A 23,355-nucleotide genomic window follows, 5' to 3' on the forward strand; every position below is an offset into this window, starting at 1 on the left:
CAAAACGACTTTGGAGTACCTCAAAACGACTTTGAAGTACCTCAAAACGACTTTGAGGTACCTCAAAACGACTTTGAAGTACCTCAAAACGACTTTGAGGTACTTTTTGCTTATTTAATGTTACTTTTTTGACAAGTTTAATAAATACCTCAGTACAATCAACTAAAAATAATTAGGTCGATCTTAATTTGCTTTAATTTTTCCGAATTATCTCTCAGAGAAGTTTATTGTTGCATTGGCTAGAGTACATGCAGTAATCCTATAACTTCCTTCAGGAGCGCATTTTATGGCACGACTAAAACGCAGTTCACCCACTCTCGAAAACGCTCTCCGTCGAATTGCAGGAATGCGATCGATTAGCCCGACGCTAGAATTTGGCAACGGATTAAATTTGACAGACTACGACAGCCGCATCCAAAACTTGCAAACCCAGCTATCTACATACAACACTTTACTCTCTACCCTAGATGAAATGACAGGTCGCCTCTCTCTAATTGAAGAAGAATTGCGCAGCTACTCTGAAAAGATGTTAATGAGTGTGGCAACCCATTATGGCAAAGACAGTTTGCAATATATCCAAGCGGGAGGCAAGCCACGCAAGAAATTATCACGCCGTTCGAGCAACACCCAATCCCCATCTGAGAGTACAGCTACAACCTTGAATGGTGCAAACAATGGTAAAGGAACCTCTATTGTTTTACCTTAATCGTTTAACTGCATCTAATAAATTCTTAATTAAGAATTACGAATTACGAATTACGAATTACGAATTATTCCCTCACTGGCTCTGCGTCCGAGAACACGACCTGATACTCCCTATCCTGGCTTATGATCCAAACGGGTAGCTTGCTCTAGGGCGGCTTTTTCTTTGGCTCGGCGGACATAGGGTTGTAATTGGGTGCGATCGCAACCTGTTAAAATAATCAGGTTTTCTAAGGTAATCCCCCGCATTAACATTTCTACGCGCCAGGTTTGTTGTGCCTGAGCGATCGCTGGCGCTTGTGCTTGGGGAGTTAACAATCCCTCACTCCATACTTGCCAACGTGTCTCCAGTTCTGATTCTGAGATGGGTGTGCCTGTATCATTCAAAAACATGGCTGTTTGAGCATCCTTACGACTTTTCAGCCATTTAATTAAAGGATTATTAGTAAAGGAACCGTAGCGTTTGCCCAAAATCCACTGATTCACGGGTACTTGACGGACAAATCCGGGGATTGTGATTTGCAGGAAGTGCCCTTGACTATCGTAAATTTGGTGCGATCGCTCCAAGCTAGTTATTTCTGTAGCGGATAATCCAGCCCCAAATAATACGTAAGCTAAGGCATAATCTCGTACTCCAAATTTCCTGGCCTGTTGCAGAATTTCGTGAACCAAACTAGCTGGTAAATCAGCTATTTCTGTGGTGGTGAATCCTCCTTGTAAGGAGTTTATTGCTGATTCTGTTGAAGATGACATGGCTCCATGTAAAAACAACTCCACCAAATTTTCGAGAAAATCATCCCGATCCTCCCAAAGTTCGTGAAATTCGCTGGTGAACTCAATTACGGCATATCCCAAAATCATCCCATTTAGCAAACTGGCTAATTTCTCTGCCGGTAAGTAGGTATTTAGGTGTCCTTGCTGGATTACAGTAGCTAAATACTGAGCTACATAACGGTTTGCCTCTGTTACTCCCCTGCCTAGTGCGCGGCGATTTTCTGCCGGGAATTGGTCGGCTTCACCTACCACAGATCGGACGAACTCTGGTACTCGTTCTAATGCATGTAAGCTATCACTTGCATAATCTTTAAGAGCTTGGTAAACATTGCCGGGAGGTGTTGCCCGCCGTACCAGCGATTCACCTAAATCCTTGAAGGCTGCGGACTCTTCCAGCACAGCTAAAAGTAATCCATGCTTATTGCCAAAATTCCGAAATAGAGTCACTTCATTGACTTCGGCTTTTTCGGCAATTTGGCGGGTTGTGGTAGCGCTTACTCCCTGAGCAGAAAACAACTCAAGTGCAGCTTGAATCAGGCGTTGACGAGTGGAAATGAGTTGAGATGACATAGAAAAATGCAAGTGGCACTTGCAGGGGTATCAGAGTTCTGCTAGCATAACAAATGTAAGTGATACTTGCTTTACTCTACCCTACGGGTTCGCCAGTCGCTAATGGGGGAAACCCCCAAGACCGCGCTGGCTCACTGTAACTAACTAGTAAGAGGGTGGATAAATCCTTAGTCGGATTATGCCCAATAAAAAGTAAATCACTTCATCATCCATCAACAGGAATTTTTATGACCGCAAATTTTGGGGCGTTCGCCAAAGGTGTTGGCAAAGCCATCGCTCCTGAGAGAGGCAACTCACCTCAACTCAGTTGGACAAATGTGGTATTTTTTACTACATTTCATGCTTTAGCACTTCTGGCTCCTTGGTTTTTCTCCTGGCCAGCATTAGGTTTGCTAGTGTTTCTCCACTGGTTGTTCGGGAGTATTGGTATTTGCCTGGGATATCACCGACTACTGAGCCATAAAAGTTTCCAAGTTCCTAAGTGGTTAGAGTATGCGATCGCCCTAATTGGAGCGCTGGCTTTACAAGGCGGACCAATTTTTTGGGTAGGTGGACACCGCCAACATCACGCCCACACAGAAGATATCAATTTAGACCCCTACTCTGCCCAAAGAGGCTTTTGGTGGAGCCATATATTGTGGATTTTCTACCCACGTCCAGAATTTTTTGACTATGACACTTATAAAAAATATGCCCCTGACTTAGCCAAACAACCCTTTTATTGTTGGCTAGATCGTTACTTCTTGCTATTGCAAATACCCTTCGGTTTGCTGCTTTATGCATTAGGAGGATGGTCTTTTGTATTCTACGGAGTGTTTCTCAGATGTGTCTTGCTTTGGCATTCAACCTGGTTTGTAAATTCAGCATCACACCTGTGGGGTTATCGCACCTTTGATGCTAATGATGGCGCTCGTAATCTTTGGTGGGTATCCCTCGTCACTTATGGAGAAGGCTGGCACAACAACCATCATACTTATCCCCACATGGCGAAATCTGGGTTCTCTTGGTGGGAAATTGATGTTACTTGGTGGAGCATCTTAGTGTTGCAGACTTTGGGTTTAGCTAAAAAAGTTGTCTCGCGTCCTCCTCAAGGTGCAACTCACGGCTAAATTGCAACTAAACGATCGTGAATTTGTTTGTTATGCCGATTGCTTCTCGCAATCGGCTTACTAATTTTTATCAGTAGTGTTTCACGGTAAAATCTAACGAATTAAATCACCATAGTGCATTAAGTGTGAAAACTGATAGCATTTTTTATCGCCTTTTTCAAGAACTTCCTAGCATCTTTTTTGAATTAATTGGTAATCCACCCCAAACGGCAGAGACTTATCAATTCTCCTCAATTGAAATCAAGCAAACGGCATTTCGTATCGATGGTGTTTTTCTCCCAACACAAGGGGAAGAAAATCCGATTTACTTCGTTGAAGTCCAGTTCCAAGCTGATACAGAAATTTATTCACGCCTATTTTCAGAAATTTTTTTATACTTACACCAAAATAAACCGAAAAATTCTTGGCGAGGAGTAGTTATTTATCCCAATCGCAGTTTAGATACAGCAAATATCAAGAATTACAGTGAATTTTTCACTAGCCAGCGTATCAGTCGCATTTATCTTAATGAATTAGGTGAAACTGCATCATTACCAGTCGGAATTGCTACGATGAAATTAGTCGTCGATGAAGAGGAGACAGCAATTCTAGCTGCTAGGCAGTTAATAGAGAGAACCCAGCAAGAAATCAACATCGAACCACAACGGCGGCAGTTACTAGAATTGATAGAGACAATATTAGTTTATAAGTTTCCAACGATGAGTCGAGAGGAGATTGAAGGTATGTTTGGGTTAAGTGATTTGAAACAAACACGAGTTTATCAAGAAGGTAAACAAGAAGGCAAGCAAGAAGGCAAGCAGGAAGGCAAGCAAGAAGGAGCGCGTGAAGAAAAGTTTAGAATGATACCTTTGTTATTGAGATTGGGATTGAGTTTTGAAGAAACAGCGAAAGAGTTAGGTTTGAGCCTAGAAGAGATTCAGCAAGAAATGCAAAAACAGCCTCCAAGTCAGGATACGTAACCTACAATTACAGCAGAATTCAGAAGTCAAAATGGGCTACGCACCGCTGCGCTAACAGAAGTAAAACAGGCTTTATACTTGGTTTTGAGACTTAGCTTGTGTAACTCACTAACTTGAAATTAGCTGTATCTTTTATCACGGATTTATCTACATATTCTTACTATTTCCCATTCCGATAATTTTTTCTATGATTTCCCTCTCTCCCATTCTGCAAACTAGACTCTCCCAACCCTTAAAGATTGGCTCTTTCGAGGTAAAAAGTCGGGTTCTCCAATCGCCTCTATCTGGAGTGACAGATATGGTGTTTCGCCGGATTGTGCGTCGCTATGCTCCAGATTCGATGATGTATACCGAAATGGTGAATGCTACGGGGTTGCATTATGTTAAGCAGTTACCCAAAATCATGGAGGTAGATCCCAACGAACGCCCAATTAGCATTCAGCTATTTGATTGCCGTCCCGATTTCCTGGCAGAAGCAGCAATCAAGGCAGTTGCCGAAGGTGCTGATACTGTTGATATTAATATGGGTTGTCCGGTAAATAAAATCACTAAAAATGGTGGCGGTTCTTCGTTGTTGCGGCAACCAGAAGTAGCAGAAGCAATTGTGCGGGAAGTGGTGAAAGCTGTTGATGTACCTGTGACAGTAAAAACTCGTATTGGCTGGAATGACAACGAAATTACGATTCTCGACTTTGCCAAGCGGATGGAAGATGCCGGGGCGAAAATGATTACGGTACATGGACGCACTCGCGCCCAAGGGTACAATGGCAATGCCCGTTGGGAATGGATTGCGCGTGTAAAAGAAGTGCTTTCTATCCCAGTGATTGGGAATGGAGATATTTTTTCTGTTGAAGCGGCGGTGAAATGTTTAGAACAAACTGGCGCTGATGGTGTGATGTGTTCGCGTGGAACTTTGGGTTATCCGTTTTTGGTGGGAGAAATCGATCATTTTCTGAAAACAGGAGAGATATTACCATCACCAACCCCAATTGGGCGTTTGGAATGTGCGAGAGATCATTTACAAGCCTTGTGGGAATATAAAGGCGATCGCGGTGTACGTCAAGCCCGTAAGCACATGACTTGGTATGCTAAAGGTTTCGTTGGTGCTGCCGAACTCCGCGGACAGTTAAGTTTAGTTGAAAGAGTAGATCAAGGTTTGGCAATGATTGACCAAGCAATTGAAAAATTAGCTAATGGTTATGAACTAGAGGAAGAAGCAGAAAATAGTTTGGTAATGCTTTAAAAAGTTGATTTTAACCTAGCTTGGGGCGATATAGTTAGTTGCTAAAAATGGCGCGATCGCTTGAATACGACTATTTCAGTTAGGGTTTAAATCTCCTGATGTAACTCTTTTGAATTTTGAATGTTTAACTAGCCCAAATGGAGGCTCACAATGTTAGTTTCCAAACACAATGATGTTGTAACCGTCCCTGAAATCCTTTCATTAGAAGACTTCATGGCAAATCCTCCAGAGGGGATGGAGTGGGTAGACGAGCAATTAGTAGAAAAAACAGGGATGACATTAAAACACAGCGAAATTCAATTGAATATTGGTTTTTACTGGAGAAGTTACATCAATTCCAATCAACAAAGTGGTAAAGTTTACACTGAAGTACCTTGTCGTACATATAAACAGGGTCGCCGTCCTGATGTGGCTTATCTTACGCCTGAATTGGTAACTGAGTTTGGTGATGTTCCCACTTTGCCACAGAGTTTCCCGTTGATTGCTGAGATAGTTTCACCCACCGATTTAGCTGAAGAATTATTTCTCAAAGCGCAGGAGTATTTACAGTCCGGTTGCGAGGAAGTTTGGCTAGTATTTCCTGAAAGCCGATTAGTTTTTGTAATGACTGATAATCAGCAATAGGGATTTTAGTTAATTGCAAAACAATGTAGAGCAATACACCGACCTCGGAACAATGTTTCAATCCCTAATAGGGATTTTAGTTAATTGCAATGGCAAGAGTATTACTCCCCAGCCCTTGATTTGCTGTTTCAATCCCTAATAGGGATTTTAGTTAATTGCAATTTGAGGCTTTTAGGCTAGCGATCGCTAATCATAAGTTTCAATCCCTAATAGGGATTTTAGTTAATTGCAATGTTAAAGTAGGGTTAGCCTCGTCATCTTCATAACTGTTTCAATCCCTAATAGGGATTTTAGTTAATTGCAATAGGTTCTCTTCAGCCAGGATTGCCATTTCAAGCAAGTTTCAATCCCTAATAGGGATTTTAGTTAATTGCAATCATACAAGTTACGGTGGTAATCGATTGGGTGATGTTTCAATCCCTAATAGGGATTTTAGTTAATTGCAATATTGCGATCCCTGCTAAATCAATAATACTATCCCAGTTTCAATCCCTAATAGGGATTTTAGTTAATTGCAATATCGGTTGACCCCATCCCCAAGGAAATCGCTCTTTGTTTCAATCCCTAATAGGGATTTTAGTTAATTGCAATTCAACCACGCTCTGTCAGTACTTTTTAGAAGTCGTGTTTCAATCCCTAATAGGGATTTTAGTTAATTGCAATGTAGCAATGCCCTTGCAAGAAAAAATTCTTGCAGGTTTCAATCCCTAATAGGGATTTTAGTTAATTGCAATGAGGCATTGTTTTTGGCGGGCGACCCTCAGCTTTGCGTTTCAATCCCTAATAGGGATTTTAGTTAATTGCAATTGTGCCTCCTGGCTCAAAGGTAGTAATAGTAGGCGTTTCAATCCCTAATAGGGATTTTAGTTAATTGCAATGTGAAAAGGCAAAATAGATCCGAGATCGCCGTCGTGTTTCAATCCCTAATAGGGATTTTAGTTAATTGCAATATAATCTTACCCGTGTATGGAATTAAAATTATTCGTTTCAATCCCTAATAGGGATTTTAGTTAATTGCAATGTTTCTCACAGTATTCCTTCTAAAATAGTCTTGTAGTAGTTTCAATCCCTAATAGGGATTTTAGTTAATTGCAATGTAAATAAACAAAAATGGAGAACAAAATGCCAGGTTTCAATCCCTAATAGGGATTTTAGTTAATTGCAATCTTTCGCTACCACTTAAATCGTTACGATTTACAAGTTTCAATCCCTAATAGGGATTTTAGTTAATTGCAATATGAGCTACGCCCACCCACGCCATCGCAAGCCTCAGCTGTTTCAATCCCTAATAGGGATTTTAGTTAATTGCAATTTCGCTGTCTAGTTATTTTGTACTGTTTTTCTAGGTTTCAATCCCTAATAGGGATTTTAGTTAATTGCAATCTCATCAGTACTGGGAATTGAGCCACCCAGTAGATGTTTCAATCCCTAATAGGGATTTTAGTTAATTGCAATTCAGCGCAATACCTCTCAACTGTGCGCTGGTCGCGTTTCAATCCCTAATAGGGATTTTAGTTAATTGCAATGCTGGCTTCTGAAAGCGTTGCTGTATTTGGTTTTCAAGGTTCAGTTGCGCGAATGAGTGAATCATAACACAGAGAATCGTCATCTCACAAGATGCAAATCCTTGAAAACCAGTCCCCATAAGGTGCGCGGATGCTTTGAAAGTACCAATGCCCTGAAAGTTTTGTATAGAAGGAGCGTACAGCCTTGTTCGCTCCTTCTGATTTTGTACACCTACCCATCCGCGCATAAAGCAAGAAAATTAGTCTGATTGGCGATCGCTACCTCTATTAAAATGAAATAAGCGATCGCCAAATCCTTGCATACCTTAATTGACCAAATCAGGGAATACCTCTTGCACAGCAGGATGCACTAAGCGATGATTCTGCACATTCACACCCTTAGCTAATGCTGGGTTAACTTCCAGTGCCAAAATTCCTAAATTCGCTAACTGGACAACATAAGGTAATGTACTATTATTAAGTGCCTGAGTTGCTGTCCAAGGTACTGCTCCTGGCATATTAGGAACGCCATAATGCACCACACCTTCTTCAAGGTATACCGGATTTGTATGGGATGTAGGGTGCAAGGTTTCTATGCAACCGCCTTGGTCAACGGCTACATCAACTATCACCGAACCAGGACGCATTTGTTTGACCAATTCGCGGGATACTAATATTGGCGCTCTACGTCCTAACACTAAAACTGCACCGATGAGCAAATCGGCTTCAATGACTGCGGCTTCAATATGAGCAGAGTTGCTGTAAAGCAATTCGACTCTAGAGCCAAAGAGGGTTTCTAAGTAAGACAAACGCTCGACACTCACATCTAAAATCTGCACGCTCGCACCCATGCCTACGGCAATTTTAGCTGCTTCTGTGCCGACAACGCCGCCACCTAAAATTACTACTTTGCCCGGTTTGACTCCAGGGACACCACCTAAAAGTACACCTCTACCACCTTGCTGGCGTTCTAAGAATCTCGCCCCAAATTGTACTGCTAGCCGACCGGCAATTACGCTCATGGGGGTGAGCAAGGGTAATCTGTTAGCACCAGGTTGTTCTACAGTTTCGTAAGCGATCGCAGTTGTGCCACAATCAATTAGATTCTCTGTCAACTTGCGATCGGCTGCTAAGTGTAAATAAGTAAATAATACCTGCCCTTTTTGCAAAAATTTATACTCAGATGTCAGCGGTTCTTTGACTTTAACAACCAATTCCCGATTCCAAGCTTTTTCTGATGTAGGGACAATTTCGGCTCCAGCACTTTTGTAGTCATCATCGGAGAATCCAGCACCATTACCTGCTTGCGTCTCGACGAAGATGCTATGACCATTTTCTCGCAGCACCCGCACACTAGAAGGACTTAACCCTACCCGAAATTCTTGATCCTTGTTTTCCTTGGGAACGCCGATTTCCATATATCGCCTCTGATAATTTTTTTGTTTAACTGTACCCTTCCAATCTCAAGCTTGCTACTTCTATCTTGCTAGTTCCGTATTAGAGATAGCTGGATTAGAGATACCTAATTTCTGTTCTAACTTTCTTAATTCAATCTGAGTAGCCCAAACTCTTACTCTTGACTATTGCCCCAGTATTTATACAATATATAAAGAATAGTAACAATTTATTAAAAAAGCGATTGTATAGCTCCCTAGTAGGGAGCTATTGCTGAATTTTTCAAGTCACCTTGGCATTCCAGCACTGCAATCAGCTTTTAAGTTAACCTGACTTTTCAACGTCATCTGAGAATTTCAAAGTCTCTCTTTTAAAACGAGAGAGATTTAGAGAGGGGTTTTCCAGATACCATGAAAAGTAAGTAGTGATTATCCCTACTTTTCCCGACTTCTACCAGAAGTCTGATATCAAGTCCCGTTTGCCAAAAAAGGTTTCTTAAAAAATGACACAAACACAACCAACAATTACACCTAAACTAGAAGAGCCTAAGTTTGGCTTTAACGAATATGCCGAACGCTTGAATGGTCGAGCTGCAATGATTGGCTTTGGTTTGATGCTGGTGATTGAGTATGTCACTAATCAAGGAGTGCTATCATGGCTGGGTCTGAAGTAGTGCCATCAACAAGCACAATCTTGAAGTTGTAAGCTAGTAATTAAAAGAGTTTCAACCAGCTGGAACAACCAGTTGGTTTTGACTTCAATAATTAATAGCGGAGTACTTCGCTCTAGATAGATTAATTAAACTTATTCATAAATAACTGCCCTAGAATGTAAGCAAGAGAGGAATCGAAATACCTATTAACGATTGAAATATTATAGACTTGCAACTAATATGTGCAAGGCGATTAATGAGTAAATTTCCTCCCCCTACTAAAAAAATCATAACTTAGTATCTGCCTTGAATGAGAAAGGCAAATTATGGGTGAGGTATTCTTGGTAAATATACACAAAAGGTGAACTGGAACCAACCAAGCTGTGATGAATGCTGTATTACCTCGTTTTTTGAAGTCAACCTACCGAAAAGAGCCACTAATCAGTGTGTTGATGACGATGGGCGTTATGGATGCCCTGATTGGCGGATTGAATGATAGCTGGTCGTTGTTTGCTTTTGGTTTGGGAACGGCAGGGATAGCGCTAGGCTTTAAGTTGTGGCGTGTCCAGCAGCGTCGTTCTTTACCAGAGGAGCCTGTAGTGCAACATTATTTGCCCTCTCGTTCTTCTAGTGCGCCTTTACCAATGTTAAGCGTTTCTAAGAAAAAACCACCTCTTTAAGATGTGCAGAGTTATGACTTAAAATAACTCTGCAAAATTTATTGGGTTTAACTGTATCTATAAAAGTGAGGAAAAAGAGTGAGTAGTGAGGGAAGAGGTGGCGGTAATTTTCTGCGGCCGTATATTATCCTGGCATTTATGGCAGCTGTTGCCCTTCCAGTGAGTACCTGGGAAGGGTTTTATATTCATCAAGCTCATGCTGCCATTGAAGTAACGCCAAACTCCCCCCCAGCTAACACTAACTTTGCTAATGCTCAACTACTTTACACACTCATCGGACATAACGGAACCATTAAATCCCTCGCTTTCACTCCAGATAGCAGAATTCTAGTGAGTGGAGGTGCAGAAAACGAGGGTATAATTCGCCTGTGGAATTTAGCAAAGCGCAAAAAGTTAGCGACTATTAACAAAGCACACAAAGCAGCCGTAGAATCTTTAGTGATTTCGCCAGATGGACAAACCCTCGCTAGCTGTAGTGATGACAATACGATTAATCTCTGGAGTCTGAAAAATTTAAAATTTAGCCGCTCTTTTGTCGGACATACCAGTAACGTCTTATCTTTAGCGGTGTCTCCTGATAGTAAAGTTCTCGTCAGTGGAGCTTTAGATGGGATTCGGATGTGGGATTTGCTACAGCAGCGTCCTCTAGGGACTATAGTACGCTTTGATAATTTGATTTATACTCTCGCTATTAGTCCTGATGGACAGACTTTAGCTAGTGGTGATAATAAGGGTGTAATCAAGCTGTGGAATTTGAGTACTGGTAAATTCATCAGTCAATTGCCAGCTCATTCTAGTGCTGTTAGCGCTGTGATCTTTACACCAGATGGACAAACATTAATTAGTGCTAGCCACGATCGCACCATAAAACTGTGGAATATTAATACTGGAGAATTAGTCCGCACTCTTACAGGACATAATAACTGGGTAAATGCGATCGCTCTTAATCCCGATGGACAAACCCTTGCTAGTGCCGGTAGAGATGGAATTAAATTGTGGGATTTAACTACAGGTGAGTTAATAAATACACTGAATGGACATACAGACTGGGTAAGTGCGATCGCTTTTAGTCCAAATGGTAAAATTCTTGCCAGTGGTGGATTCGATCGACAAATCAAGATTTGGGGGATTCCCACAAAACGAAACTAACAGCGATCGAACAAAATAATCGTGAAAGAGTAAACTATATCCCCTATTTCTTTTAAGAAGTCGGGGATATCATTTTGACGCTCCTTTCAAGGCTTTGTGACTTGTCATAGCTCGAATTCTCACTTCATATAGAAACTTAGGCGATCGCTAACGCCGAAAAATTTCCCCAATCATTTCCTGTATCTGCTAAACTTTGGACTTGCCTTTTTAAAGTTTTTGTAGTAAAAAATCAACCAAAGCTCAGATCGAATTTTGCTATAACTAGTCAAAATCAATGATGATAGCAACCAATAACGATGTCTACGATGGACTACGCATACCCCAAATTTTGAAGAACTGTGAATACTTGATGAAAATACAGCCGCACTAATATCTTATCCAGCAAATTACTGTAAGTATAAACATAGGTAATTTCAAATCATTTGTGCAGTTACTTGCCCTCTAGACCGGAACAATTTCTGAACTTAGACAATCTTAGAAATGATCGTTGTCAGTAAATGCACTCAGTTAAAAGTCACGAACTCGTGTGAAGCCAAGGTTTGTAGCGCTTAACTGCTATTTGGAAGATAGGATAACTTGCTACTTAAATAATGTTTAATTTTCCCGAACTGCTTTTGATCCCCATTTCGATAGAATGGCTAGGCAGAACCCTAAAACTAAAAACCGCTTTTGACTGCGACGCTCATGAATCAACTGAACAATGGTTTTACGCTATTTTTAAGTCTGCTAGTCGAGGCGATGCCTTTTTTGCTTCTTGGGGTTTTATTCTCCAGTTTGCTGCTGTTTTTTGTTGATGAGCGCAAACTAGTAGAAAAAATGCCCAAAAACCCGCTGTTGGGTGCTTTAGTTGGCAGTGCGATCGGCTTTTTGTTTCCGGTGTGTGAGTGCGGGAATGTACCGGTAGCGCGGCGATTCCTGATTCAAGGAGTACCCACACCAGTCGCAATTGGTTTTTTGCTAGCAGCACCAACAATTAACCCAGTTGTAATTTGGGCTACTTGGACAGCATTTCGAGATCAGCCAGAAATAGTAGTCTTACGAGTCGTATTTTCCTTAACAATTGCCACAATTATCGGGTATGTTTTCAGTTTTCAAAAGGACTTAAATCCCATAGTCCAACCTGCGATCGCTCGTTATATGAAGTTTAATCCAGCCGCGCAGCCCCAAACCAAACGCCGTGGTAAACCTTACCAAGGACAACAAGAAGAAACAGTACCGAATCTGTTGCAATCCGGGACTTATATCTTAGGAGGAAAAGCAGGTATACCTCTACGGATAGATCCTAATTTAGTACTGCCTACCTCAGTCTCTACTGCTGATAAACCGTTAGCAGCCAAACTGCGCCTAGTTGTGGATAATAGCATCCAAGAATTGCGGGAATTGGGCGGAGTAATGATTTTAGGAAGTGCGATCGCTGCTGCTATTCAAGTCCTAGCTCCCCGTGAATTAATTCTTAGTTTGGGTGCTGGGCCCATTACCTCAATTGTGGTCATGCTGATATTAGCTGTAATAGTATCAATTTGTTCTACAGTCGATTCTTTCTTCGCCCTATCTTTTGCCTCAACCTTTAGCAGCGGTTCATTATTGGCATTTCTGGTGTTTGGGCCAATGATTGACATCAAAAGTGTTGGTTTAATGTTATCTATTTTTAAACCCAAGACTATTTTTTACTTATTTGCTTTAGCAGCACAATTGACATTTGTCTTTACTCTTTTCCTGAACTTGCACGTCTTTTAAGAAAATATTTGTCATTTGTTAGTTGTCCTTTGTCCCTTGTCAGTTGTCCTTTACAAATGACCAATGACTAATACTTCGACTACGCTCAGTACAAGTGACCAATGACTAATGACTAATGACTAACAAAAATCCCAAATCTAAAATCCCAAATCTGTTACTTCCTTGGCTGGATGCTCTAGCAATTACGGCTTGGGGCATTTTGATGCTGAGATATTGGCTAACTAATAAGCTGAACCTGTTGATTCATCCAAATTACTTTTGGTTGGTGATTGTAACTGGTATCAGCTTCATCATTATTGGTTTGTTCAAGATGCAGGAACTTTGGCAACGGCGTCGCCATGATGTTACGCCAAACACCCAGCATATTAGTTTATTTCCCCCTGGTTGGGGCAGTACTTTATTGTTGACTACAGCGATTCTAGGTTTTATCGTTACACCGCAAGTTTTTGCTAGTGACAAAGCACTCCAAAGGGGGGTGACGACTGATTTATTGGGAAGCACACGCGTCAAACCCCAAGCCTTTCGAGTTACTGTTCGTCCAGAGGAGCGATCGCTTGTTGACTGGGTACGCACCGTCAATGTCTATCCTGAGCCAGATACATATACAGGGCAAAAAGTCAAGGTGCAAGGATTTGTGATTCACCCGCCCGATATCGGAAAAGAATATTTGTTTTTAGCACGATTTGTCTTAAGTTGTTGTGCAGCAGATGCTTACCCTGTGGGATTGCCCGTCAAACTACAAAATAATCAAGAGCTTTACCCTGCTGATACATGGCTAGAAGTAGAAGGACAAATGGTGACAGAAAATTTGGCAGATAAACGCCAACTTACCATTGCCGCTACCTCTCTCAAAAAAATTCCTCAGCCACAGAATCCTTATAGTTATTAGTCATTTGTCATTTGTCATTTGTCCTTTGTCATTTGTAGATAACTAACGACCAATGCCCCATGCCCAATGCCCCATGCCCAATGCCCCATGCCCAATGCCCAATGCCCAATGCCCCATAACCAATGACTAAATCTAAAGCATTCCAACCACTGGATCGTATAGCGATCGCACTAATGTTACTGCTGAGTGTGCTGATTGGGTTAATCATCTTGCAAGGTGATGTGGTAACTGCTCGTGTCCGAGAATTTACCTGGCAAAATCAACAAATTGGGGCAGAAGATAATTCCTTCACCCTCACCTTCAGCCGCCCAATGGAAACAAAAAGCGTCGAGGATAACTTGAAAATCGATCCACCCCTAGCAGGTAAATTCAGTTGGGCAGGGCGGCGGATGGTTTATACACTGGTGACACCAGCACCTTATGGCACAAATTATAAAGTGCAGTTACAAGGAGCTAAAGATAAGTTTGCAGAGCAAGAAGGTACAAATCGGCTGATACAGCCCTTTACAGGTAGCTTCCGTACACGCGATCGCGTTATCCTTTACATCGGAACCGACAAAGAAGAACAGGGACGGTTAGTTCTTTACAACTTAACCCAAGAGCAAAAAAGGGTACTTACCCCCAAAGACCTGATAGTAATCGACTTTGAGTCATTTCCTGATGGGGAGAAAATTTTATTTTCTGCTCGCGCCGCAAACAATCAAGACTTACTTTCAGCCCAACTGTATACGGTGACAACAGGCGTTTCTGCTAAATCTGGACAAAAAGCAGAACCAGAAGGCAAAGTTGACCTGACTTTAGATAGTAAAGATTATCAAAACCTGAAATTTGACTTATCACCTGATGGGCAAACTATTGTCATCCAACGGGGAAACAAAACTAATCCTGGTGATTTTGGACTATGGTTTATGCCAGCAACCAGTGATGGTTCAGCAGAAAAACCCACCCCGAAACGCCTAAAAAGCCAGCCGGGAGGAGACTTTATGGTGACACCAGATAGTAAAGCCGTAGCGGTTGCTCAAGGACAGGGAGCAGCCATTTTACCACTGCAAGATGATGCCAGTAAACCTTTGGATTTTCTGCCGCAGTTTGGTTTGGTACAAGCTTTCTCCAAAGATGGCTCTCAAGCCGCGATGGTAAAGTTTAATACAGATTACACGCGGGATTTATTTTTGGTGACAAACCAAGGCGTGCAGAAACAGCTACTAAAAACAACAGGTTCAATTCTCAGTTGCCAATTTGACATCGCCTCACCCACTCTCTACTGCTTGCTTACACAGTTAGTATCGAAGGAACAATACATAGAACAGCCCTATGTAGTGGCAATTGATTTGAAAACCGGGCAACAGAAACCATTGTTAGTACTGCCTCCCGCTCAACGGAATGTGCAAATGAGTTTATCAGCTGACGGTTTGGGCTTGTTATTTGACCAAGTAATACCGCAGACAAATCCCCCAGGATCGTTACCCCCAAACACTTTAAAAACCGATGATGGAGATACAATCGCTACCAGTAGCTTGTGGTTGATGCCTCTATTACCCATCGCTGATGCTACGACTGTTGAAATTAAACCAGAACAACTCCCCTTAGCCGGATTTCATCCCCGCTGGCTACCTTGAGCGAATAATTCCTAATTCGATTTCAGAAGGTTAGTTAAGGTGTCGCCACCAAAAATCAAGTTGAATCTAATGGAGTTCAGTTCCATCTTTACGGAGTAGATAGCGATCGCTAATCAACTTCAAGACTACTCTACCTATTTCTGGATGCGTTTTCTCAATAATCGGTTGCACAACAACGCCTTCCATAATGCAATTGGGACTGACTACACTATTGGCATTATTGAACTGAGACACCGCTTCCCAAGTGTAAGCACCGATATAAAGTACAGGTACTCTCGGCAAAGCAAATTCTTCGCAAAAAGTCACAAAATCGCTGTAATTGAGAAAATAGCTACCGCGACGCACAGCAAATATAGCAATTCCAATATTGCCATTATTCAAGCCATATTTGATATCTTGCACGCCGTAGATTTCACCAAAAATCTGAGTTCCTGGCGGAAGTTTCTGGAAAGCTTCGTTTTCGTTGTAAGCACGAATATAAACTAATTTTTTGTTTACTTCGCTGTTTTTCCAGAAGTAATTATGGCTGCCAATTTTAGTTGTGCCATCAGCATCAACTAAGACAGTGAAGTTAGTTCCATGCAACTTTTCTGTGACAACAACTTCTTCACCTTCCATTAGGATGTTTTTGTAACGTTTCAGATTTTCTGGACTGGGGAATTTGTAATGTCCAATAAAACTCTCTACTTCCCCGCTCATTCCTTGAGGAATTGGATATTCGTACTTTGTTACACCAAAATACTCCGTGTAGTCGTCTCCGACATTTCCCGTAAAGTTTTTACCAACGGGAATAAGCAAACCCTCAGAAAAAATTCCGCGAAGTTTCGCAGCACGTAGTTTTTTTGAGTAGTAGTTACGAATACCAAACTCATCTAAAAAGTTTTCTGGAATAACACTATCAATAGGAAAGTAAAAAGCTAAATCTCCAGGATTCAAGTTACCTTTGACTATAATTACCTGATACCCCATATCTTCAATAGAGGCAATATCAAGCCGATCGGCATTGGGATGAGGATTAATGCTATTGATTTTGACAACTTCAACTTTAAAAATACTCATAGCTTATCTCTTTTCAAAAAAATCTATTTTAGAAAAACTCTAAATTTATTACAAAGTATGTGTGCGTAGCTAGCCGTGCATACTTGTCAAATTAAAGCTGAAACCTTTGAAAACTTAGACTTTGAATCGTTTGTAGTAGTGTGGCAAGGCTAAAATAGTTTTTGAAGCTAAAGGTTCATAGTCGTCTTTAGCTTCAAAAATAAAGCATAAATCTAATGTCTTGCCACGCTACTAGGGTGCATTAGCCTGGGTCTTTGGGTTTAATTAAGTAATCAAACAAATCTGATATTACAAATTATGAATTAGTAATTATTTGTTGATAATTTATCCAAGCTTCCCAAAAAATATAAATTGATAGTATTCCTAAGAAGATACGAAGCACTAAGCTCACAGTATAATCTGGTAGTTTTGGCAATGTGCGAGTACTCATCTGAACGCCTAAAAGACCGCCACATCCCAAAACCATACCTTGAGCAAACAGAATATTTCCCTCTAATGTATGTCCTGTACAGGCAGCTAAAGCAGTGATGACAATCACACCCAAACTAGTCTGAATTGCTACTTTAATTTCCTCTCCTAGTAGCAGCATTTGCAGCGGAACCATAATCGTACCGCCACCTAAGCCAAATAAACCTGCTAAAATTCCTGCTGCTCCACCAGTGCCAATTTTAGAAACTAGTGGGTTAAATACTGGGGCTGTATCCTCTTTTTCCTGTAAGGATAATTGCTTGCGAAGCTCAATAAGATAGATGTTAGCAAGTAGTATGATGCCAAATGTAAAAAGTATTATATAAGATGGTATTTTATTGGCGAAATATACACCTATTCCAGTAGTTAGAAAAGCTGGAATTCCTAAATAAATTACTCGTTTCAAGTCAAAGTAGCCCATCCACCAATTTTGCAAACTTCCAGAAATTGAAGTAATCACAATAGCAAGGCTACTAGTAGCGATCGCCTGAACGGGAGTATAACCTAGCGTGACTAAAAGAGGAATTGTGATAATACCGCCACCTATTCCTAAAAGCCCAGCGATGACTCCAGATATTAAACCCCCACTCACTAAAATCAACCAACTAAAATCAATCATAAATAATTCTTTTTCTAGATAACTGATAGTGCTGAGTGGGCATTGGGCATTGGGCATGGACAAATGACAAATGACTAATGACTAATGACTAATGACTAACTCCCTGGACTGTCACCGGATGGCTAACAATGCCTCCGTAAAGCAATCCAGAGTCATTCCACGGAACTGTACTCGGTTGTGTATTACCTAAATTGTCAGTAGCACGAGCCTGGAGAAAATATTCCCCAGGAAGTGGGTTCCATTCAATGTCCCAGCGTACCCACGCAAATAGAAAATTTGGTTCTCTCAGTCGTGCAAATTGCCAAGTTTTGCCACCATCCAGGCTGACTTCCACACGGACAATCTTTCCTTTCCCAGACCAAGAACGTCCACGTAGTAAGTGGGTTTTAGCAGAAAGCGTAGCTGGCCAAGCCAACTCGAAAGCGCTCTTAACATTTTGATAGGTAATCAGCTTACCTTTATATGGTGCGATCGCTGGGTAATCTGCACCAACTAGCACCATTTGCTCTGTTACCCACTGCGTATATATCGGTGTTTGGGAAACTTCAATTCGCTCAATCCATTTAACGTTGGCGTTTCCTCCCCAACCAGGGAATAACACACGGCACGGCTGACCATGATCTGGAGGTAATGGTTCTCCATTCATTGCGTAGACGACGAGCGAATTATCTGCTAATGCTTTGCTAATTGGAACTACACTGCTGAACTTGGATTTATTTGTCTCCTTAGAGTCCAGCGAATCCACATCTGCACCCTCAACGAGTACGTCTTTCGCTGTGGATTTCAATCCAGCTCGCTCTAATAACATACCAAGTGGTACACCAGTCCACTCAGCCACACCAATAGCCCCAAGTCTCCACCGTGTTCCAGGGAGTGGTGTGTTGTAAGCCTCTTCAAAGAAGCGCCGACCGTTAGCAGCACACTCAATGGCACAAGTGACGGAAATGGATGGCATGGCGATGATTTGATCGTAAGTAAACTCGCAGGGAGCAGAAACGCCAGTTCCATGAATTTGCAAACGCCATGTAGATGGGTCAAAAGGGGGAGGTGTACTGCGGTTGTGAACATAGAACCAATCATTTGGTACTAAATAACCACGCCCATACATCGCTTCCCAGTTCATCTCTAATGTGCCTTTGCTATGAGAGATATACCCTGGTGGCAATGGCTTAAGTATTTTACTGCCTTTAGTTTTAATAGCTGCCTGACTGTGAGCAAGCGCAGGTTCAGCTAATCCCCCGATGGCTGTAGCGCTAACCATAGTAGCTAGTATTTTCAGAAAGCGCTGGCGCGAAATACCCGCATCTGTACTTTTTTGCCAGATGCACTGTTCAACCCGTGCCTTTAGATAATCCTCTTGGTCAAAGAGGTTTTCATCGCTCAAGCTATACCCCCTTATAATTTGTAATTCGTAATTCGTAATTAAGGCACAGAGAATGAAGGGGCAAAGGGAGATGAAAGAGATAAGGGAGACAAGGAGAAAAACCAATGCCCAATGACGGCAGTTGCTCCACTTGGGGAGACCCCATCGCCCTTGGCGTCTCCCCTTGGGAGAAGACCGCACTGCCTCCCCCATGCCCAATGCCCTAAAAAACTAGCTGTTTATTGCTGTCCAAACACCAGTTATCGGATCTTGTGTGTAGTTAGGCAAATAGTGAGCTAATCCGTTTTTAGCTATTTGAGCGATCGCATTTATAAAGCGATCGCAATCTTCTAATGTATTATATACAGCAAAGCTGGCTCGGATAATACTAGGAATGTTCCGTGTAATTCCTCTGTCTACTTCTTGAGCAATCTCACTGTCTTGCTCGTCTGAAACATTCTTGAGTTTGCGAATGTATTCATAAGTGCAGAAAGCCCCAGCCCGAACGCCAATACCGTATTCTTGTGCCAAAATTTCTGCTACTAAGCGTCCGTCAAATCCATCAATATCAAAGGGAATAACATGGGCTAAATTATCTCCCAAAATATGTATTTTGACACCAGGAATCAGCCCAAGCCGTGTATATGTAAATTCAACTAGAGAGTGTTCATACTGAGCAATGCGCTCGCGCCCTACTGCTTCGATAATTTCAATCGCCTTGGCAATAGCGATCGCACCCATTGCGTTTGGTGTTCCGGGGTCATGGGCCCGTTCTGTATAAAAACGCTTGATCTCTAGGTTTCTAGTGATATAAGGCAAGTTTCCACCCCCAATTTGATAAGGGTAGGAGCTATCAAAAAATTCTTTTGGCCCCAGCAAAACCCCGGTTCCATAAGGGGCATACATCTTGTGTCCAGAGAAAGCTACAAAATCTAAATGACATGGATCGTCATCAGCACGCATATCGACTCGTTCGTGCTGAATTAACTGACACACGTCAGCGAATATCTTCGCACCATACCGATGTGCTAAAGCTGCGATTTCGTAAATTGGTGGTCTATAACCTGTAATTGTCGAAGCACCTGTAATAGTTACTAACTTAATTTGCTCGGCTTCGGGGAGATTTTGGTGTGCCTTGAAGATATCTTCAATTTCTGCAATACTTACACTCCCATCTGGCTGTGTTCTGTACTGCACAACCTCGTCTCTAGTAACCCAAGGCAGCAGGTTAGATGAATGCTCGATATCAGAAACTAGAATTTTTCCAGGTTTTTTTGCCCAAAGTGTGGCAGCTCCATTAATTGCTTCTGTTGTATTCTTGGCAAAGATTACATAGTTATTTGAAGATGACCCGACAAAGTCACGAATGATGTTTCGACTGGCGTCATATTCTCGTGTAGTGATGATGGATTTTTGCCCAGAACCTCGATGTACGCTGCCATAGGTGTCAAGCATTTCGTCCACGTACTGCTTGAGGGTTGCAAAGGGTGTGGTTGTAGCTCCATTATCCAAGTTCACGTACTTGGCATAGTTTCCGTTAAGAGTTTTAACCTTGAAAGATAGAGACTCATCTGTAAATAACGGTCTGATTTCTTTGTCCCAAAAGCTGTCACAATTTTCTACAAACTGCGGTAATTTAGCATTCTCTTGCTTGATATTTGCGCTCATTGCAAGTATATCAGTCATCTTTAGCACCCCGATTTTAAATTTTGATTTTTTTGAAAAAGCCTAACTGCTGCAACACTTTATTTCGCGCTACAACCAGATTAATTTTCAGTAATTATGGTCTTTATAATTACTTTACTTATAGTAGAAACCGCGGTTATTACAATTATTCTTTAATAAAAAAATTAAAATTGATATCCGTATTAATGCTTAACTTAAATGTTTTTATTGTAAATTAATATACAGCGTAAATAATGTTATTAAGTAATAAAGTATACTTTAAACAATTTTATTCCAGTCATTAAACAAACTTGACGTATTGAAGATAAGTCGATCGAAAAGCTTATAACTAATAAAACCTGCAATTCCTTACTGGCAATGTATTTATCGAGAAAAAAGTCCTCACTAAGTTGAGATTACTCTTTAAAAAAGTTTTATATTTTACTTAAACGAATTGTTACGTCTTTATTAAGACTTTATAAGTATTTATTCGTATTGAGCGATATCTCTTAAGATTGCAGTTATAGCGAAAGCTCTTAGTTGTTTGCTGACATTAAATAGCGATCGCTTCGGATGAGAGAATTATCATTGAAGAGTAGATACTTGTACGGACATCTATATCTAAATCTAAGTACTCAATCAGGAATTACAAAATGTATTTCAGAAAAAGATCATATTTTATATCTTAAGACAGATGCGATATAAAAAAATAAAGTATATGAAGGCAGTTTTTTATGTAAAAAACTTCATCAGCCAGCCAATACAGTTTAATTTTTAATGTATCGGGTTTCTCCTCGCTCTGGCCTATCTTCAAAGGCGGCCAGAGTTCCCCTTCCACCTCTTCTTGACGGGGCAGAGCATCATAATGTTATAACGGCATCAGTCTAGATACAAAATGGGGAACACCAATTGATAATTAATTGCTGGTGCTTGGAGAGAGTTAAACTTAGCTTCTAGAGCAAACCCTGATTAGACACAGTTGATAAGCAATGCTAATGCCAGCACTGCTAAATATTTTTAAGCAGGTGAGTCCAGAGTGATGAATGAAGCTGACACCTCAAACAAGGGGGCTGTGATGGAATCCCTAAATTCTGCTAATTCGCCACAATCAGAGCAGGCGAATTGTCCCTTTTACTCAGTTGTGCCTAATGACAATATGACAGTTAAGAAACTGCCACTCCTCATGCCAGCTGAAGATACACAATTTTCACAAGATACCACCCAGCAGGACTGGGTTGCAGAGCCTGAAAGCGGCAAACAAGCACTTATTGACTCGGAATTTCAAAAATTGCTGGCATTGAACGAAGAATTACGTGCGGCTAACAAGAAATTGTATGAAGAAGTGGAGCAGCTAAAAGACAACCTAGCTGAATCAGAAAAGGTTTTGCAGTGGCAGAAAACGCGTTCTAGCGTTAGTGAGTCGATGCTCAACCAACACACTCAGGAACTAGCTGCGGCTCAAGAACAGATAAAATCTTTATTTCAACAATTAGAAACTGCTGTACAGACTGTTCAACGTCAGGAAATTTTCACTGATACTTATAAAGCACAGTTACAAATTAGCCAACAACGTCTGGCCCAGTTAGAGCGAGAATGTACGTTGCTACACACTAATAACAACGAACAATCTCAGCAGCTATTGCAGTCCGAAAATGTTTGTCGGGAGTTACGTACTAGACTGATGCGACAACAACGCCAGACGCTGCAATTCAAAGCAGCTTTGGAAAAATGTTTAGATACCTCGGTTCCTAGCTATGACTCCTTAGAGGATGCTGCCAAACATCCTAAAGACATAACTAGTAGCCAAGGAAGATTTTCTAGAAAAGCTCGGTCTTTGTTTCCTAACGCCCAGCCAATTCAACCTTGGTCAGGAGAAGAAGAATCATTAAGTAACGATCTAGATAATTCTTGGGGTGAACCTTCAGCACCAATTCCATTCCAAAGAAATGAAGCTCCTGCAACACCGCCATCATCTCCTTGGAACTGGACAGTTAAGAAAGACACGCCAACACCAACACAACCCGCGCCATCTCCAAAAGTTGATGATCCAGATACAACTGAAGCGGTTTCACCTTCGGATTCATCAAATTTAGATCGGCAATTAGATAGTTTAATCCAAATGTTTTTCACCTCCCAGCCTGCATCTACATCACCACCACCTGCTGCGAAAACGGATGTTAGTGATGTGCCTATTTGGGAGACTTTAGCAACAATCTTAGAAGACGATGAGGAACTAGAAAATCCACACGAGGAAGATTTGAAGGCAGAAATTAATCCTTCTGCAACTACCTCTACTTCTTGGACGACGGATTCTGTGCTTTCACCAGCTAATAACTTACTGCTTTCCTCTAATCTATCTTACACCGAAACGCCTGTTGGAGAAACTGAAGACTACTGGTTAGAAGTTTCTCAATTGTCAGCAAGTGATTTGTCCTCAGAGTCATTAGGTGATAACACCAATGATGACAATTCACCTTCACCAGTAGTTTATCCCCAGCGCCCACCCAAGGGGCGTAAATCATTGGCATCTGTAGAACTGCCGAATTTTCGCCCCAAGAGTTAGGAGAGACGCGA

18 protein-coding genes and 1 CRISPR repeat array are annotated in these 23,355 nt (G+C 41.4%); of the genes, 12 read left to right on the forward strand and 6 right to left on the reverse strand.

What is annotated here, in order from left to right:
- Positions 1 to 286: 286 nt before the first annotated feature.
- Positions 287 to 706, forward strand: coding sequence for a hypothetical protein (locus RM049_RS24980; protein WP_322706076.1), 420 nt, complete (start codon positions 287 to 289; stop codon positions 704 to 706).
- 110 nt (positions 707 to 816) lie between these two features.
- On the opposite strand, the gene RM049_RS24985 is transcribed toward RM049_RS24980, so the two are convergent.
- Positions 817 to 2,046, reverse strand: coding sequence for a TetR family transcriptional regulator (locus RM049_RS24985; RefSeq protein WP_322706077.1), 1,230 nt, complete (start codon positions 2,044 to 2,046; stop codon positions 817 to 819).
- A gap of 227 nt (positions 2,047 to 2,273) precedes the next feature.
- Between RM049_RS24985 and RM049_RS24990 the strand changes: the two genes are divergently transcribed.
- The 4 genes from RM049_RS24990 (at position 2,274) to RM049_RS39390 (ending at position 5,981) form a co-directional block, all read left to right on the forward strand.
- On the forward strand, positions 2,274 to 3,155 hold the full coding sequence (locus RM049_RS24990) for an acyl-CoA desaturase (RefSeq protein ID WP_322675601.1): 882 nt from the start codon (positions 2,274 to 2,276) through the stop codon (positions 3,153 to 3,155).
- A 125-nt stretch (positions 3,156 to 3,280) separates the two neighbouring features.
- Positions 3,281 to 4,114 (forward strand): Rpn family recombination-promoting nuclease/putative transposase, encoded by an 834-nt coding sequence (locus tag RM049_RS24995; RefSeq protein ID WP_322706078.1) that lies wholly within the window; start codon positions 3,281 to 3,283, stop codon positions 4,112 to 4,114.
- A 187-nt stretch (positions 4,115 to 4,301) separates the two neighbouring features.
- Positions 4,302 to 5,357, forward strand: coding sequence for a tRNA dihydrouridine synthase DusB (dusB, locus tag RM049_RS25000; protein ID WP_322706079.1), 1,056 nt, complete (start codon positions 4,302 to 4,304; stop codon positions 5,355 to 5,357).
- 150 nt (positions 5,358 to 5,507) lie between these two features.
- Positions 5,508 to 5,981 (forward strand): Uma2 family endonuclease, encoded by a 474-nt coding sequence (locus tag RM049_RS39390; protein WP_416212661.1) that lies wholly within the window; start codon positions 5,508 to 5,510, stop codon positions 5,979 to 5,981.
- A 54-nt stretch (positions 5,982 to 6,035) separates the two neighbouring features.
- Positions 6,036 to 7,507: a CRISPR direct-repeat array (repeat unit 37 nt; unit sequence GTTTCAATCCCTAATAGGGATTTTAGTTAATTGCAAT).
- A gap of 305 nt (positions 7,508 to 7,812) precedes the next feature.
- Here the strand turns inward: RM049_RS39390 and ald are convergent.
- Positions 7,813 to 8,904 carry an alanine dehydrogenase gene (gene ald / locus RM049_RS25005; RefSeq protein WP_322706080.1) on the reverse strand — a complete coding sequence of 364 codons (1,092 nt, stop codon included), beginning with the start codon at positions 8,902 to 8,904 and terminating at the stop codon, positions 7,813 to 7,815.
- 479 nt (positions 8,905 to 9,383) lie between these two features.
- On the opposite strand from ald, the gene RM049_RS25010 reads away from it, so the two are divergent.
- From RM049_RS25010 to RM049_RS25035, 6 genes are all read left to right on the forward strand, one after another.
- On the forward strand, positions 9,384 to 9,554 hold the full coding sequence (locus RM049_RS25010; protein WP_099099534.1) for a hypothetical protein: 171 nt from the start codon (positions 9,384 to 9,386) through the stop codon (positions 9,552 to 9,554).
- 365 nt (positions 9,555 to 9,919) lie between these two features.
- Positions 9,920 to 10,213 (forward strand): hypothetical protein, encoded by a 294-nt coding sequence (locus RM049_RS25015; RefSeq protein WP_322675596.1) that lies wholly within the window; start codon positions 9,920 to 9,922, stop codon positions 10,211 to 10,213.
- 78 nt (positions 10,214 to 10,291) lie between these two features.
- Entirely contained in the window at positions 10,292 to 11,362 is a 1,071-nt protein-coding gene (locus RM049_RS25020; protein ID WP_322690262.1) for a WD40 repeat domain-containing protein, read from the forward strand.
- A 684-nt stretch (positions 11,363 to 12,046) separates the two neighbouring features.
- A complete protein-coding gene (locus RM049_RS25025; protein ID WP_322690263.1) occupies positions 12,047 to 13,099 on the forward strand; it encodes a permease in 1,053 nt (350 codons plus the stop codon).
- A 115-nt stretch (positions 13,100 to 13,214) separates the two neighbouring features.
- Positions 13,215 to 13,988: a TIGR03943 family putative permease subunit gene (locus tag RM049_RS25030; protein ID WP_322706081.1), complete on the forward strand. Its 774-nt coding sequence runs from the start codon at positions 13,215 to 13,217 to the stop codon at positions 13,986 to 13,988.
- 122 nt (positions 13,989 to 14,110) lie between these two features.
- Positions 14,111 to 15,607: an Ig-like domain-containing protein gene (locus RM049_RS25035; RefSeq protein ID WP_322706082.1), complete on the forward strand. Its 1,497-nt coding sequence runs from the start codon at positions 14,111 to 14,113 to the stop codon at positions 15,605 to 15,607.
- A gap of 66 nt (positions 15,608 to 15,673) precedes the next feature.
- Here RM049_RS25035 and RM049_RS25040 read toward each other — a convergent pair whose 3' ends face one another.
- From RM049_RS25040 to RM049_RS25055, 4 genes are all read right to left on the reverse strand, one after another.
- On the reverse strand, positions 15,674 to 16,666 hold the full coding sequence (locus RM049_RS25040; RefSeq protein WP_322706083.1) for an RNA ligase (ATP): 993 nt from the start codon (positions 16,664 to 16,666) through the stop codon (positions 15,674 to 15,676).
- Positions 16,667 to 16,961: 295 nt separating this feature from the next.
- Entirely contained in the window at positions 16,962 to 17,753 is a 792-nt protein-coding gene (locus RM049_RS25045) for a sulfite exporter TauE/SafE family protein (RefSeq protein WP_322690268.1), read from the reverse strand.
- A gap of 88 nt (positions 17,754 to 17,841) precedes the next feature.
- A complete protein-coding gene (locus RM049_RS25050; protein WP_322706084.1) occupies positions 17,842 to 19,137 on the reverse strand; it encodes a sulfite oxidase in 1,296 nt (431 codons plus the stop codon).
- 210 nt (positions 19,138 to 19,347) lie between these two features.
- Positions 19,348 to 20,802 (reverse strand): aminotransferase class V-fold PLP-dependent enzyme, encoded by a 1,455-nt coding sequence (locus RM049_RS25055; RefSeq protein WP_322706085.1) that lies wholly within the window; start codon positions 20,800 to 20,802, stop codon positions 19,348 to 19,350.
- 1,018 nt (positions 20,803 to 21,820) lie between these two features.
- Here RM049_RS25055 and RM049_RS25060 point away from each other — a divergent pair.
- Positions 21,821 to 23,344 carry a hypothetical protein gene (locus RM049_RS25060; RefSeq protein WP_322706106.1) on the forward strand — a complete coding sequence of 508 codons (1,524 nt, stop codon included), beginning with the start codon at positions 21,821 to 21,823 and terminating at the stop codon, positions 23,342 to 23,344.
- Positions 23,345 to 23,355: the final 11 nt, after the last annotated feature.

Source organism: Nostoc sp. DedQUE04 (assembly GCF_034530995.1).
GTDB lineage: Bacteria > Cyanobacteriota > Cyanobacteriia > Cyanobacteriales > Nostocaceae > Nostoc.

What these genes read in the sequence shown, in the direction of transcription:
- RM049_RS25060 (WP_322706106.1), top strand. Translation starts at nt 21,821, where the DNA reads ATGAATGAAGCTGACACCTCAAACAAGGGGGCTGTGATGGAATCCCTA.
- dusB (WP_322706079.1), top strand. Translation starts at nt 4,302, where the DNA reads ATGATTTCCCTCTCTCCCATTCTGCAAACTAGACTCTCCCAACCCTTA.
- RM049_RS25025 (WP_322690263.1), top strand. Translation starts at nt 12,047, where the DNA reads ATGAATCAACTGAACAATGGTTTTACGCTATTTTTAAGTCTGCTAGTC.
- RM049_RS25015 (WP_322675596.1), top strand. Translation starts at nt 9,920, where the DNA reads ATGAATGCTGTATTACCTCGTTTTTTGAAGTCAACCTACCGAAAAGAG.
- RM049_RS24990 (WP_322675601.1), top strand. Translation starts at nt 2,274, where the DNA reads ATGACCGCAAATTTTGGGGCGTTCGCCAAAGGTGTTGGCAAAGCCATC.
- RM049_RS25035 (WP_322706082.1), top strand. Translation starts at nt 14,111, where the DNA reads ATGACTAAATCTAAAGCATTCCAACCACTGGATCGTATAGCGATCGCA.
- RM049_RS24980 (WP_322706076.1), top strand. Translation starts at nt 287, where the DNA reads ATGGCACGACTAAAACGCAGTTCACCCACTCTCGAAAACGCTCTCCGT.
- RM049_RS25040 (WP_322706083.1), bottom strand. Translation starts at nt 16,666, where the DNA reads ATGAGTATTTTTAAAGTTGAAGTTGTCAAAATCAATAGCATTAATCCT.
- RM049_RS25055 (WP_322706085.1), bottom strand. Translation starts at nt 20,802, where the DNA reads ATGACTGATATACTTGCAATGAGCGCAAATATCAAGCAAGAGAATGCT.
- ald (WP_322706080.1), bottom strand. Translation starts at nt 8,904, where the DNA reads ATGGAAATCGGCGTTCCCAAGGAAAACAAGGATCAAGAATTTCGGGTA.
- RM049_RS39390 (WP_416212661.1), top strand. Translation starts at nt 5,508, where the DNA reads ATGTTAGTTTCCAAACACAATGATGTTGTAACCGTCCCTGAAATCCTT.
- RM049_RS25010 (WP_099099534.1), top strand. Translation starts at nt 9,384, where the DNA reads ATGACACAAACACAACCAACAATTACACCTAAACTAGAAGAGCCTAAG.
- RM049_RS25030 (WP_322706081.1), top strand. Translation starts at nt 13,215, where the DNA reads ATGACTAACAAAAATCCCAAATCTAAAATCCCAAATCTGTTACTTCCT.
- RM049_RS24985 (WP_322706077.1), bottom strand. Translation starts at nt 2,046, where the DNA reads ATGTCATCTCAACTCATTTCCACTCGTCAACGCCTGATTCAAGCTGCA.
- RM049_RS25045 (WP_322690268.1), bottom strand. Translation starts at nt 17,753, where the DNA reads ATGATTGATTTTAGTTGGTTGATTTTAGTGAGTGGGGGTTTAATATCT.